9 protein-coding genes and 1 pseudogene are annotated in these 13,412 nt (G+C 72.0%); 4 read left to right on the forward strand and 6 right to left on the reverse strand.

From position 1 onward, the window contains the following. Positions 1-75: 75 nt before the first annotated feature. On the forward strand, positions 76-2,874 hold the full coding sequence (locus tag AB0937_RS28375) for a penicillin acylase family protein (RefSeq protein WP_366715410.1): 2,799 nt from the start codon (positions 76-78) through the stop codon (positions 2,872-2,874). Between the two features lie 19 nt (positions 2,875-2,893). On the opposite strand, the pseudogene AB0937_RS28380 reads toward AB0937_RS28375, so the two are convergent. Both AB0937_RS28380 and AB0937_RS28385 read right to left on the reverse strand, forming a co-directional pair. Next, positions 2,894-4,206: pseudogene (locus AB0937_RS28380) on the reverse strand (serine-threonine protein kinase). A 140-nt stretch (positions 4,207-4,346) separates the two neighbouring features. After that, positions 4,347-5,582, reverse strand: coding sequence for a DUF1343 domain-containing protein (locus AB0937_RS28385; RefSeq protein WP_366715412.1), 1,236 nt, complete (start codon positions 5,580-5,582; stop codon positions 4,347-4,349). Between the two features lie 149 nt (positions 5,583-5,731). On the opposite strand from AB0937_RS28385, the gene AB0937_RS28390 reads away from it, so the two are divergent. The 3 genes from AB0937_RS28390 to AB0937_RS28400 are packed head-to-tail and all read left to right on the forward strand — an operon-like array spanning position 5,732 to position 8,788. Continuing rightward, positions 5,732-6,505, forward strand: a complete 774-nt coding sequence (locus AB0937_RS28390) for an SDR family oxidoreductase (RefSeq protein ID WP_366715414.1) — start codon at positions 5,732-5,734, stop codon at positions 6,503-6,505. Beyond that, a complete protein-coding gene (locus AB0937_RS28395) occupies positions 6,502-8,166 on the forward strand; it encodes an AMP-binding protein (RefSeq protein ID WP_366715416.1) in 1,665 nt (554 codons plus the stop codon). The genes AB0937_RS28390 and AB0937_RS28395 overlap by 4 nt, the downstream gene beginning before the upstream one ends. A gap of 28 nt (positions 8,167-8,194) precedes the next feature. Continuing rightward, positions 8,195-8,788: a TetR/AcrR family transcriptional regulator gene (locus AB0937_RS28400; protein ID WP_366715418.1), complete on the forward strand. Its 594-nt coding sequence runs from the start codon at positions 8,195-8,197 to the stop codon at positions 8,786-8,788. Between the two features lie 18 nt (positions 8,789-8,806). Here the strand turns inward: AB0937_RS28400 and AB0937_RS28405 are convergent, their stop codons facing one another. The 4 genes from AB0937_RS28405 to AB0937_RS28420 all read right to left on the reverse strand — a co-directional run bounded on the left by AB0937_RS28405 (position 8,807) and on the right by AB0937_RS28420 (position 13,407). Next, positions 8,807-9,157 (reverse strand): STAS domain-containing protein, encoded by a 351-nt coding sequence (locus AB0937_RS28405; protein ID WP_366715420.1) that lies wholly within the window; start codon positions 9,155-9,157, stop codon positions 8,807-8,809. A 21-nt stretch (positions 9,158-9,178) separates the two neighbouring features. After that, a complete protein-coding gene (locus AB0937_RS28410; RefSeq protein ID WP_366715422.1) occupies positions 9,179-10,285 on the reverse strand; it encodes a cobalamin-dependent protein in 1,107 nt (368 codons plus the stop codon). Further along, positions 10,282-11,898 (reverse strand): PP2C family protein-serine/threonine phosphatase, encoded by a 1,617-nt coding sequence (locus AB0937_RS28415; protein ID WP_366715424.1) that lies wholly within the window; start codon positions 11,896-11,898, stop codon positions 10,282-10,284. Before AB0937_RS28415 ends, AB0937_RS28410 begins: the two co-directional genes overlap by 4 nt. A gap of 294 nt (positions 11,899-12,192) precedes the next feature. Continuing rightward, positions 12,193-13,407 (reverse strand): acyl-CoA dehydrogenase family protein, encoded by a 1,215-nt coding sequence (locus tag AB0937_RS28420; RefSeq protein ID WP_366715426.1) that lies wholly within the window; start codon positions 13,405-13,407, stop codon positions 12,193-12,195. Positions 13,408-13,412 lie beyond the last annotated feature (5 nt).

Raw genomic sequence — 13,412 nt, forward strand, 5'->3', positions numbered from 1 at the left:
AGTGACGCTTGTTCATCTTCAAGCCGGGGGATACCGGCGGTAACATCCCGCCCACCCCCGTCGGGAGGAGCCCCCATGCCACGGCGTGCCCCACGCACCGTTCTCGACAGAATGAGAACTCCCAGCGGAATCCCCGGGTTCCTGACAACGGCATCGGTATGCGCCCTGATCGCAGGTCTCTTGTCGCCGCTTGCCCCGGCTGCCGCCGCGGAAACAGCGACCACGCAGGCCACCGCCGTGGCGAACGACCACTGCGGCAACCAGTGTTCGGACATCCTCCCGCCCGGTCAGAACGGCAACGCCACCCTCGCCCAGATCCTCCTCAACCAGGCCTTCGGCACCCAGCCCGAGCACGCCGAGGACCAGCTCGGGCCCTACACCAACCTGGCCAAGGGTCATCCCGGCCTCACCAATGACAAGATCAACACCTTCTTCAACGACGCCTCCTTCGGATTTCCCGCCGACCAGGTCGCCTCCAGCCTCGAACCGGCCGGACGCAGTGACGTGACGATCGTCCGGGACAAGAAGACCGGCGTGCCGCACATCACCGGCACCACCAGATACGGCACGGAGTTCGGCGCCGGATACGCGGCAGCCCAGGACCGGCTGTGGCTGATGGACGTCTTCCGGCACGTCGGGCGCGGTCAGCTGACCTCCTTCGCGGGCGGTGCGCCCTCCAACCAGGGCCTCGAGCAGCAGTTCTGGCGGCACGCCCCCTACACCGAGGCCGATCTGCAGGCGCAGATCGACAACGCCGTCGCCACCAACGGCGAGCGCGGACAGCAGGCACTCGCCGACGTCAAGGCCTACCTCGACGGCATCAACTCCTACATCGACGCCTCCGACAGCGGGCGCTACTTCCCCGGTGAGTACGTACTCACCGGGCACAAGGACTCAGTCACCAACGCCGGGACCATCGAGCACTTCAAGATCACCGACCTGGTCGCTCTGGCCTCCGTCATCGGCGCCCTGTTCGGCTCGGGCGGAGGCGGCGAGGTCAACAACGCCCTCTCGCTCCTGGCCGCCCAGGAGAAGTACGGCGTCACCGAGGGCACCGAGGTCTGGGAATCCTTCCGGATGCGCAACGACCCGGAGGCCGTCCTCACCCAGCACGACGGCAGCTTCCCGTACGGGACCAAGCCCGCCGACCCGCAGGGCACCGCACTGCCCGACGCGGGCTCGGTGGAGCCGGAGCCGCTCGTGTACGACCGCACCGGCAGCGCCACGACGGCCGGTGCGACCGGCGTCTCGGGCGCGGCGGCGAAGACCGCCACGTCGTCGGCGAGGCGCGGCATGTCCAACGCCCTCGTCGTCAGCGGCAAACACACCGCGAGCGGGCACCCCGTCGCCGTGTTCGGCCCGCAGACCGGCTACTTCGCCCCCCAGCTGCTCCTGCTCCAGGAGATCCAGGGCCCGGGCATCAGCGCCCGCGGCGCCTCCTTCGCCGGCCTGAGCATGTACGTCGAGCTCGGCCGCGGACAGGACTACGCGTGGAGCGCCACGACCTCGGGTCAGGACATCATCGACTCCTACGCCGTCGAGCTGTGCCAGGACGACCACCACTACCTGTACCGCGGCACCTGCACGCCGATGCAGAAGATCGAGCAGAAGAACGCCTGGAAGCCCACCACCGCCGACGGCACCGCGGCCGGTTCGTACACCATGCGCGTCTGGCGCACGAAGTACGGCCCCGTCGAGTACCGCGCGACGGTCGGCGGCAAGAAGGTCGCCTACACCACCCTGCGCTCGTCCTTCCTGCACGAGGCCGACTCCATCATCGGCTTCCAGATGCTGAACGACCCGGACCACGTCAAGGGCCCGGACTCCTTCCAGAAGGCCGTGCAGCACATCAACTACACCTTCAACTGGTTCTACGCCGACTCCGAGCACACCGCGTACTACAACAGCGGCGACAACCCGGTGCGCGCGAACGGCGTCGACGCCGAGTTCCCGGCGTGGGCACGGCCGGCGTACGAGTGGCGCGGCTGGGACCCGAGGACCAACACGGCCGACTACACCCCGCCGTCGGCCCACCCCCGCTCCACCGACCAGGACTACTACGTCTCCTGGAACAACAAACAGGCCAGGGACTACACGACCGCGCCCTGGGGCAACGGGTCCGTGCACCGCGGCAACTTCCTCGAGGACCGTGTGAAGAAGCTGGTCCAGCAGGGCGGGGTGACCCGGGCCTCCCTGGTGAAGGCCATGGCGGACGCGGGGCTGGCCGATCTGCGGGCCGAGGACGTCCTGCCCAGGCTGCTCAGGGTCGTCACCGGCTCGCCCGTCACCGACCCGGCCGCATCGGCCGCCGTGAGCAGACTCCAGGCCTGGCTCGCAGTGGGCGGCAAGCGCACGGAGACCACGGCCGGCTCCAAGAAGTACGCGGACGCCGACGCGATCCGGATCCTGGACGCCTGGTGGCCGCTGCTGGTCGAGGCCGAGTTCGAACCGGGCCTCGGCAGCGAGCTGTACACGGCCTTCACCACCAACCTCCCCGTCGACGAGTCCCCGTCGGCCGCCCACGGCCCGACCGGCTCGCACGCGGGAAGCTCCTTCCAGTACGGCTGGTGGAGCTATGTCGACAAGGACGTCCGTGCGGTGCTCGGTGAACAGGTGAAGGGGCCGCTCGCCCGGACGTACTGCGGCGGCGGCAGCCTCGCCGCCTGCCGGGACATCCTCGTCAGCACCTTGAAACAGGCCGCCGGCAGGACCGCGGCCCAGGTCTACCCCGGCGACGACGTGTGCGCGGCGGGCGACCAGTGGTGCGCCGACTCGATCAACCACCGCACCCTCGGCGGCATCAAGCACGGCAAGATCAGCTGGCAGAACCGGCCGACCTACCAGCAGGTCGTGGAGTTCACCTCACACCGGTGACGCACCGCCCGGCGGCGGGTCAGCGAACGCGGCCCGCCGCCAGCACCAGCCGGACCAGCTCCTCGTGCAGGATGTCGCTGTGCGCGCCGGCCGGCGGCCCGCCGCGTCTGACCACGGCCGCAGCGTCGACGTTCACGCACCCCGAGGCGGGCAGTCCCGCCGCCAGGGCCTCGGCGAGGGTGTACACGCGCGTGCCCGGCACAGCCTGCACCCCGGCGAGGCCCATCGCGCCCCACTTGACGCCCAGCGCCCGCCCGACGGCCCCCTCGGCGGCCGACCGGCTGTCACCCGCCATCCGCGACGCCAGCGGGTACATGGTGCCCAGGGCCGTGTCGTGCCGGGAGTGGCAGCACACCAGGGGGCCGTCGACGCGGTTCTGCTGCCCCTGGAGCACCCCACCGGCCCGGGCGTCGTGCGGCAGCCGGGCCGCGAACGCGTAGTGCGAGAACGCCCCTTGGAGCAGCGTCACCGACTTCACCGTGCGCACGCCCTCGGGAAGGCCCCGCAGCGCGAACGACACCAGCCGCGCGCCGAAGCTGTGCCCGACCAGGTGCACCCGTACACCCGGGGCCGCCTTCGCGAGCTGCCCGACGACCCGGCCGAGCCCCCGCTCGCCCACGGTCCCCGCGCGCCGCTTCATCGCGTAGTACGTCGCCTGCCGCAGCAACTCGTGTGCTCCGTCCCAGGGGTTGGGGATCCTGAACCCCTGTGCCCCGGACGCCTCGCACTCCGCCAGCGCCCGCGCGAACTCCTCGCAGGCCGCCGCCGACGGTCCGGCGAACATCTCCGGCTCGTTCTGCGGTACGCCCTCCGCCACCGTGTCCGCAGCGAACAGCGCCTGCGGGCCGGGCGCCACCACCTCCACCAGCGTTCGCACCAGCCGCCCGAACTCCTCCAGCTCGGCCTCCTCGGGCGGCTGCTGCTCCAGCAGCCGGGCGATCTGCTCCACCAGGATCGCCCGGCCCGGGAACGTCTCCAGCAGCGCGTGCCGGGTGTCCTTGTCCAGCACCGGGCGCCTCGGTGGATCGGCCGCCCTGCCCGCGGGAAGTCCGGGATCGGCTCGTCGGAGAACCGCATCGCCGGCCACAGCACGCCGGCGTACCCGACCCGGGCCGCAGGGGCCAGTCGCGGGACGGGCGCGAAGAAGCGGTCGTAGAGGCGGGTCGCCCCGGAGCGGTCGCTGTTCCAGCCGTGCGCGAAGACGATCAGATCGCGCACGCCCCGCTCGGTCACCCCGGCGAGGAGCCGGTCGCGGCGACGGCCGTCCGGGTCCCCGTCCGCGTCGAAGACCAACTCCCAGTAGGGAGTCACACTCATCGCCGGATCCGCCATGACAGGCCCCCTAGCCCCCGGGTGACGCCACGATGTGGGCGCATCGTCCTGCCAACGGGAGAGCTTGGCCATACGTCACGGCGCATCGGCCTCAGCGGTGGGACGCGTGGCGGAGACCTCAGCGGTACGCGGCGGAGACCTCAGCCGTAGAGGAGGTGTTTCCGGCGCATGCTGCGGAAGCCCGACAGATCCTCCTGCCAGCCGGCCACGACCTCGTCGGTGTCCGCGCCCGCGTCGATCATCGTGCGCACGCGCGTGGAGCCGGTGAGCTTGTCGATCCAGTTGTCCGGGCGCCAGGCGAAACCGCTCCAGACCCGCTTCGCGGTGACGAGCAGGGCGATCCCCGTGCGGACGGGGTCGAACGCGGCCCGGTCCTGCACGTGGAGCTGCACACCGCCGATCGTCTTCCCCTGGAACTTCGAGAAGGTCGGTGCGAAGTACGCCTCCCTGAACCGCACCCCGGGCAGGGCGAGTTCGTTCGCCGCGGCCGCCCAGCGCCGGTCGACGCCCTCGGCGCCCAGCAGCTCGAACGGCCGGGTCGTGCCGCGCCCCTCCGACAGGTTCGTGCCCTCGAACAGGCACGTTCCCGAGTACACCAGGGCCGTCTCGGGCGTCGGCATGTTCGGGCTGGGCGGCACCCAGGGCAGCCCGGAGGCGTCGTAGAACTCCGAGCGCCTCCAGCCCGACATCGTCATGGTCTCGAGCGGCACGGGCTCGGTCAGGAACTCCTCGTTGAACAGCCGCGCCAGCTCCGCGACGGTCATCCCGTGGGCCTGGGAGATCGGCTGCCGTCCGACGAACGTGGCGAACTCCTTGTGCAGGACGGGGCCGAGGGCCGCGCGGCCGGTCACCGGGTTCGGCCGGTCCAGGACCACGAACCGCTTGCCGGCGAGCGCGGCGGCCTCCATGCAGTCGTAGAGCGTCCAGATGTACGTGTAGAAGCGGGCGCCGACGTCCTGGATGTCGAAGACGACCGTGTCGACGCCGGACGCGGTGAAGACGTCCGCGAGCGGCCGGCCGCTCTTGAGGTAGGTGTCGTAGACGGGCAGGCCGGTCGCCGGGTCGTCGTAGCGGCCCTCGGAGCCGCCGGCCTGGGCGGTGCCGCGGAAGCCGTGCTCGGGGCCGAAGACGGCGGTGAGACGGACGCGGGCGTCGGCGTGCATGACGTCGACGATGTGGCGTGCGTCGCGGGTGATGCCGGTGGGGTTGGTGACGATGCCGGTCCTCTGGCCGTCGAGCAGCGAGTAACCGTCCTGGGCGAGGCGTTCGAAGCCGGTGCGCAGTCGCCTGCGGCTCTGGGCGGCCGACGCGGTGGACGCAGCCGATATGGCTGCCGCCGTGGCGGTGGTGATGACGGCTCGTCTGGAAGGGCGCATGGATGGCCTCCGTGATCCGTTGTGTGCCGCTTCGCTGTGGCTGATCCCGCGGTTCCCCGCGCCCCTAAGGCCTGTTGCGGTTGCCCCTTCCTTGAAACATACCGACCGGTTAGTCTGGCGCCATTGCTGAGCCGCGTCTAAGGAGACCGATGGTGGGAGCCTTTCAAGGGGCCGGAGTCGTTGTCACGGGGGCCGGAGGTGGGATCGGGGCCGCGCTCGCCCGGCGATTCGCCGCGGAAGGCGCCCGGGTCGTGGTCAACGACCTGGACGCGGAGCGGGCCAAGGGCGTCGCGGACGAGATCGGCGGCATCGCCGTGGCCGGTGACGCCTCGGTGATCGTCACGGACGCCCGGGACGCGCTCGGCGGGACCGTCGACGTGTACTGCGCCAACGCCGGTGTCGCCGCCGACGGCATCGATCCCGGGCAGCCGCTGGACGAGAAGGTGTGGGCCCTCTCCTGGGACGTGAACGTCATGGCTCATGTGCGGGCCGCGCAGGAACTGCTCCCCGCCTGGCTGGAGCGCGGGAACGGCCGGTTCGTGTCCACCGTGTCCGCCGCCGGTCTGCTCACCATGATCGGGGCGGCGCCCTACGCCGTCACCAAGCACGGCGCGCTCGCCTTCGCCGAGTGGCTGTCGCTGACGTACCGGCACCGGGGGGTGAAGGTCCACGCCATCTGCCCGCAGGGCGTGCGCACCGACATGCTGGCCGCGACCGGCAGCGCCGGCGACCTGGTGCTCCAGCCGACCGCGATCGAGCCGGCGGCCGTCGCGGACGCCCTGCTCAAGGGCGTCGAGGAGGACAGGTTCCTGATCCTGCCGCACCCCGAGGTCGCCGCCTACCATGAGGCCCGGGCCGGCGACCCCGACCGGTGGCTGTCCGGCATGAACCGCATCCAGCAGCAGTGGGAGGCCGCCCGGTGACCGCGTCCCGTTACGCCGACAAGCCCTGGACCGCCCTGCTCAGCGACGCCCAGAAGGGCGCGATCAGCCCTCCGGACTCCCTCGTGCACGCCCTGCGCCGGGCGGTGGCCGAGTCGCCCGGGAGTGACTTCCTGGCCTACTTCGACGGCCGCCTGACCTACCGCGAGGCCGACGAGCTCAGCGACTCCGTCGCCGGGCACCTCGCGGAGCGCGGTCTCCGGCGCGGCGACCGGGTCGCGGTGCTGCTGCAGAACTCCCCGCACTTCGTGCTCGCCCTGCTGGGCGCGTGGAAGGCGGGTGCGGTCGTCGTGCCCGTCAACCCGATGTACAAGTCGGGCGAGGTGGCGCACGTCCTGAAGGACGGCGAGGTCGCCGCGCTGATCTGCTCGGACCGGGCCTGGGAGTCCTATCTGCGCGAGACGGCCGCCGACTCGCCCGTGCGGATCGTGCTCACCGGGTGCGAGCTGGACTTCCAGAGCCGCGGCGACGCGCGCGTGCTGACCTTCGAACGGCTGCCGCAGCCCCCGGACGCCGACGACCTGGTGACCGTGGCGCGGGCCGGGCACAAGGCGCCGCAGGACCGGGACCCCGACCCGGGCGACATCGCGCTGATCAGCTACACCTCGGGCACCAGCGGCACACCCAAGGGCGCCACCAACACGCACCGCAACATCATGTACAACTCCGAGCGGCAGCGCACCGGCCTGGGCCTGCCCGAGCGGCCCGTCTACTTCGCCCTGGCGCCGCTGTTCCACATCACCGGCATGGTCTGCCAGTTCGGCGCCTGCCTGAACAGCGGGGGCACGCTCGTGCTGGCCTACCGCTTCGAGGCCGGTGCGGTGCTCGATGCCTTCGCCGAGCACCGGCCGCACTACACCGTCGGCCCGTCAACGGCCTTCATGGCCCTGGCCGCGCACCCCGCCGTCACCCGGGACCACTTCTCCTCCTTCCGGGTGATCTCCTCCGGCGGCGCCCCGCTGCCCCCGGCGCTCGTGGAGAAGTTCCGGGCGGGCTTCGGCCCGTACATCCGCAACGGCTACGGGCTGACCGAGTGCACCGCGCCCTGCGCCTCCGTGCCGCCCGGGCTGGAGGCGCCGGTCGATCCGGTGTCCGGGACCCTCGCCGTGGGGCTGCCCGGTCCCGACACGGTCGTCCGGATCGTCGACGACACCGGCCAGGAGGTGCCCTTCGGCGAGCAGGGCGAGATCGTCGTCAGCGGCCCGCAGGTCGTGCCCGGCTACTGGCGCCGCCCCGACGCCACCGCCGAGACCTTCCCCGGCGGCGAACTGCACACCGGCGACATCGGCTTCATGGACGAGCAGGGCTGGCTGTACGTCGTCGACCGCAAGAAGGACATGATCAACGCGTCCGGCTTCAAGGTGTGGCCGCGTGAGGTCGAGGACGTCCTCTACACGCACCCCGCGGTGCGCGAGGCCGCCGTGGTCGGCGTGCCCGACGGCTACCGCGGGGAGACCGTCAAGGCGTACATCAGCCTGCGCCCGGACGCCGACACGGACCCGGATGCGCTCGCCGCCTACTGCAAGGAGAGACTGGCCGCCTACAAATATCCGCGTCAGGTGGAGATCCTGCCGGACCTGCCGAAGACGGCCAGTGGGAAGATCCTCCGGCGGGAACTGCGTTCCCGAACGCAAGGCAACTGACAGCAGAACGGAAAGGCAGGTGGCGGCAGTGCCCAGGACCACGGACTCGGACGGCACGCCCGTGCCTCAGCGGCTCCTGGCCGCCGCCACCCGGCTCTTCGCCGAGCAGGGCTACGACCGCACCTCGGTGCAGGAGATCGTCGAGGCGGCCGGCGTCACCAAGGGTGCGCTGTACCACTACTTCGGTTCCAAGGACGACCTGCTGCACGAGGTGTACGCGCGCGTGCTGCGCATCCAGCAGGAGCGGCTGGACGCCGTGGCCGGCGCCGACGAGCCGGTCGAGAAGCGACTGCGGGCCGCCGCCGCGGACGTCGTGGTGACGACCATCGACAACCTCGACGACGCGATGATCTTCTGGCGCTCCATGCACCACCTCAGCCCCGAGAAGAACAAGCAGGTCCGCTCCGAGCGGCGCCGCTACCACGAGCGCTTCCGCGCACTCGTCGAGGAGGGCCAGGAGTCCGGCGTCTTCTCCAGGGCGACCCCGGCGGACCTGGTGGTCGACTACCACTTCGGCTCGGTCCACCACCTGTCGACGTGGTACCGCCCCGACGGTCCCCTCACCCCCCAGCAGGTCGCCGACCACCTGGCCGACCTGCTGCTGCGCGCCCTGCGCCCGTAGCAGCCCTACCGCCTCGGCTCAGCTGCGGCCGTGGCGGCTCTCGGCGGGCGGCTCGGACTGCTGGGGCGTCGTCAGATACTCGTAGGTGCCGGTGAGTTCCATGAGGCGCCGCAGCGCCGGGCCGACGTCGTCCAGGTGGAAGGCGATGCCGTCCCGGCAGGCGGAGCGGTGGATCTGCAGCAGGGTCGACAGCCCCATGGAGTCGACCAGCTCCAGCCGCCCGCAGTCCAGGCGCAGTTCGTCGACGTCCTCGCGACCCTCCAGAGCCGCCCGCACCCGCTGGAGCAGTTCCGCGCAGGTGTCGTAGTCCAGATCGCCGGTGAGAGCCAGCCGCACGGTGTGCGGGCCGGAGCCGATGGAGAGGGTCACGGTTCGTCCAGCACGTCGGGGTCAGGGGCGGGGGGTGAGCGCGGTGCGCCCGGCGTCGAGGAGCCGGCAGGCGCGGGGGAAGTCGTGCAACTGCTCCTGCAGCAGGTCCAGGCACGGCAGCAGCGAGCGCGCCGGGACGCCGCGGGCGGTGAGCACCTCGGCGGTCCAGACGAGGAAGTCGCCGAAGACCTCGTCGGCATCCACGTACAGGGCGGCCGTCAGGAAGGTGACGATGTGGGCGATGTCCTCGGCGGTCCGCTCACGCTGCTCGTCGTCGTAGTCCCGCATCGCGGGGAAGCGCTGCTCCAGCGACCGGAACGTGTCGCGCACCAGACGGGTCGAGGACTTCGCGACCAGCGTGTACTCCTGGTCGCGCAGGTGCGGCAGGTCGTCGGTCGCCTGGTGGGCGGACGTCGGCCGGCGCAAGGGACCGGCCGCGAGCCGCTCGGCGGCCGCGCGCGCGTCGGGCGCCCACGCGTCGGCGCCCAGCAGCCGGGCGTAGCGGCCGTCGGCACCGAAGGCGGGGCCACCGGCCATGACCGGGGTGCCGGCGGCCTGGATGGCGGTGATGGCGCTGTGCGCGAGAGGCAGCCTGGTGGGCAGCGAGCTCGACAGGCACACCGCGTCCGGCCCGGTGCGGTGGATGTGGCTGATCAGGTGGGCGGTGGGGACCTGCGCCCCGAGGTAGTCCACCTGCCAGCCGCGCAGCCGCAGCGTCTCGGACACCAGGCGCGCGGGCAGGGCGTGCCACTCCTGGTCCACGCAGGCGACCGTGATCCGGCCCCGGATGCCCTCCGGGCGCCGGGCCGGCAGGACGGCGATGACACGGTCGTTGATGGCGGTGGCGGCGTGCTCGTCGGCCACGCTCATGCGGTTGGCTGCCCACTCGGTGCCGACCCTGCGCTGGACCGCGCCGATCACGTCCAGCAGGACCGACTCGGGATCCAGTCCCGCGGCCAGGGCGTCGGTGACGACGTCGACGGCCGCGTACTCGTCCGCCGCCCGGACGGCGGCCCACAGCGTGTCCGCCCAGGGAGCCGCCCGGTCGTCGCCGTGCGGTGCGGGGAGGCGGCCGCCCACGTCGTGGCGGCCCGGTCTGTCAGTGCGTTCGGTGAGGTGCCCGGTCATGCGGTGTACCTGCCCCGGGTCGCGCCGTCCACCGCACTGAGGTGGGCACCGCGGGGTGCGGTGATGGCCAGGACCGCGATGTCGTCGTGGCGTCCGTCGCCGATCCACTGCGAGGTGACCATCTGCACGCGTTCCACGACCGCCTCCGCCGGCATGCCGGCGCACTCGGCCGCGGCGCGCCTGAGGCGCCGGTCGCCGAACATGGTGTCGCCCAGCGGGCCGCCCCGGGCCTCGGTGACGCCGTCGGTGTACAGCAGGCAGGTCTCCCCCGGAGCGAGGCTGACCCGCGCCGTGCGGGAGGTGACGGCCGGCAGGACGCCGATGAGTGTGCCGCGCGTGTCGGCCTCCTCCACGGTGCCGTCCCGCCGGATGATCAGCGGCGCGGGATGCCCGGCCGACGTGAGCCGCAGCACGACCTCGCGCTCCTCCCGGCGGACCGACGCCATCACGAGGGTGGCGAACCGGGTGTGGTGGCTGGTCCGCATGGCGTTGTTCACCAGACGCAGCATCCGGGCGTGGTCGTCGGCCATGGGCAGCAGCGCGTGCAGCGCGTTGCGGATCTTGCCGGTGAGCACCGCCGCTTCCAGCCCCTTGCCGGCCACGTCGCCCAGCACCACGAGGGTCTCGGGGGAGTCCTCGGTGGGCGGGTGGACGTCGTAGAAGTCGCCGCCGATGCGTTCGGTGTCCTTGCTGGCCCGGTAGCCGCCCGCGAACTCCACGCCCTCCACCTGCCGCAGGGTGGGCGGCAGGAGTTCCCGCATGAGGGTGTCGGAGATCGAGTTCTGTTCCGCGTAGAGGCGGGCGGCCGACATCGCCGCGCCGGCCCGGGCGGCGAACAACCCGGCCAGCGACTCCTCCGCCTCGGTGAACGCGTCCTGCTGCGCCCGGCGCAGCAGGACCAGGGCCCCGGCCGGTACGCCGAGGCCCGGGAGCGGTGTGATCACCAGGGAGCCGACCTCGCCGAACCCCGGCGGGATCAGCCAGTCCGGGGCCGTCGCCGGGTCTATCCACCGCGAGGGCACCGGCGGGAAGCCCCGCAGCGCCTCGGCGAGGCCCGGCACGGTGTCCGGTGCCTCGGTCACGGTGCTGCGGGTGAGCTCGCCCCGGTGGTCACAGGCGACCATCGGCAGTGTCCTGGCGGCGGTGGGCGCGATGACCAGCGCGGCGTCGGCCAGGTGCTCGGTGGCGAGGCGCGCCGTCACCTCCATGGACCGCTCCAGGTTCAGCGAGGCCAGCAGCGCGCTGGAGGCGTCGGTGAGGAAGCGGGTGCGGCCGCGCTCGGCCTCCAGCTCACCGACCGCCGAGCGGTAGGCGGTCTCCTCCATCAGCCACCACACCGTCCGGCCGCCCACCAGGGGGGACGGATGCGCCGAGAACCACCGCTCGCCCACCTCCCCGCCGACGGGCTCCGGCCGGGTGCCGTCGGCGGTGGCGAGCCAGGTGGGGGAGGACAGGGGCCGCCCGGCACGGGCGGCGGGCAGCAGCGTGCGGGCCGCGTCGTTGAGTTCCGCGACGTGGCCGTCCGCGTCCAGGACCACCACCGGGCAGGGGGCGGCGGCGACGCTCGCCGTGCTCAGCGCACCGGTGCGGGTCCTGGCCGGGGAAGAAGTCATGTACGGGGCCCCTACGCGTGACCCACACCTCACTCTGCGAAGACGAACGTGGACTGTCTCGGTGCACAGTCCCGCAGTCCGGGTGTGTGGTGCAACCACCGGAGTCCCCCGGGATGAGACGAGGGGAGAGTCCGGGGCGGAAAACCACCCGAAACGGCCTTCCTACCCCGGCGGCCTGTCATGAGACCGTGCGATGTTTCACACCTCGTACACAACCGGGGCGGCCTCTCCCCGCTGCCGGCTGCCGGAGGGAGCGGAGCGGCGGAAGTGCGCACCCCCGCCGCCCGCGCCGGGTCACAGGTACCGCTTCAGTTCCCGCCGCGCCAGCGACCGCTGGTGCACCTCGTCCGGCCCGTCCGCGATCATCAGCGTCCGCGCCCCCGCGTACAGCTCCGCCAGCGGGAGGTCCTGGCTCACCCCGCCGGCACCGTGCAACTGGATCGCCCGGTCGAGGATGTCCACCACCGCCCGGGGCGTGGCGATCTTGATCGACTGGATCTCGGTGTGCGCACCGCGATTGCCCACCGTGTCCATCAGCCACGCGGTCTTCAGCACCAGCAGCCGCAACTGCTCCACTGTCACCCGGGCGTCCGCGATCCAGTTGTGGACCACGCCCTGCTGCGCCAGCGCCTTGCCGAACGCGGTCCGGGACACGGCCCGCCGGCACATCAGCTCGATCGCCCGCTCGGCCATGCCGATCAGCCGCATGCAGTGGTGGATGCGCCCGGGGCCCAGCCGCGCCTGCGCGATGGCGAAGCCGCCGCCCTCCTCGCCGACCAGGTTCGACACCGGCACGCGCGCGTGGTCGAAGATCACCTCGGCGTGGCCGCCGTGGTAGTGGTCCTCGTACCCGAAGACCTGCATGGCCCGCTTGATCGTGACGCCCGGGGTGCCGCGCGGCACCAGCACCATCGACTGCTGGCGGCGGATGTCGTCCCCGTCCGGGTCGGTCTTGCCCATCACGATGAAGATCTTGCAGTCGGGGTGCATCGCCCCGGAGATGTACCACTTGCGCCCGGTGATGACGTACTCGTCGCCGTCCCGCTCGATGTGTGTGGTGATGTTGGTGGCGTCGGAGGAGGCCACGTCCGGCTCGGTCATCGCGAACGCCGAGCGGATCTCGCCGGCCAGCAGGGGCTCCAGCCACTGCTTGCGCTGCTGTTCGTCGCCGAACTGGGTGAGCACCTCCATGTTCCCCGTGTCGGGCGCCGCGCAGTTCGTCACCGTCGGCGCCAGCTGCGGGGAGCGGCCCATGATCTCGGCGAGCGGCGCGTACTGGAGGTTGGTGAGTCCGGCCCCGTACTCGGAGTCCGGCAGGAAGAGGTTCCACAGGCCCTGCCTGCGGGCCTCGGCCTTCAGCTCCTCGACCACGGGCACCGTCTCCCACGGCGAGTCGAGCCGCTCCCGCTGCTCGTGCGCGACGGCCTCGGCCGGGTAGACGTACTCGTCCATGAAGGCGAGGAGCTTGGCGCGCAGCTCTTCGGTACGCGCGTCGAAAGCGAAGTCCATGTGGA

Origin of the sequence: Streptomyces sp. NPDC047880, from assembly GCF_040706515.1 — a bacterium.
GTDB lineage: Bacteria > Actinomycetota > Actinomycetes > Streptomycetales > Streptomycetaceae > Streptomyces.

Coding starts and splice junctions, on each gene's coding strand:
- AB0937_RS28375 (WP_366715410.1), top strand. CDS start 76: ATGCCACGGCGTGCCCCACGCACCGTTCTCGACAGAATGAGAACTCCC.
- AB0937_RS28385 (WP_366715412.1), bottom strand. CDS start 5,582: ATGCGCCCTTCCAGACGAGCCGTCATCACCACCGCCACGGCGGCAGCC.
- AB0937_RS28390 (WP_366715414.1), top strand. CDS start 5,732: ATGGTGGGAGCCTTTCAAGGGGCCGGAGTCGTTGTCACGGGGGCCGGA.
- AB0937_RS28410 (WP_366715422.1), bottom strand. CDS start 10,285: ATGACCGGGCACCTCACCGAACGCACTGACAGACCGGGCCGCCACGAC.
- AB0937_RS28415 (WP_366715424.1), bottom strand. CDS start 11,898: ATGACTTCTTCCCCGGCCAGGACCCGCACCGGTGCGCTGAGCACGGCG.
- AB0937_RS28420 (WP_366715426.1), bottom strand. CDS start 13,407: ATGGACTTCGCTTTCGACGCGCGTACCGAAGAGCTGCGCGCCAAGCTC.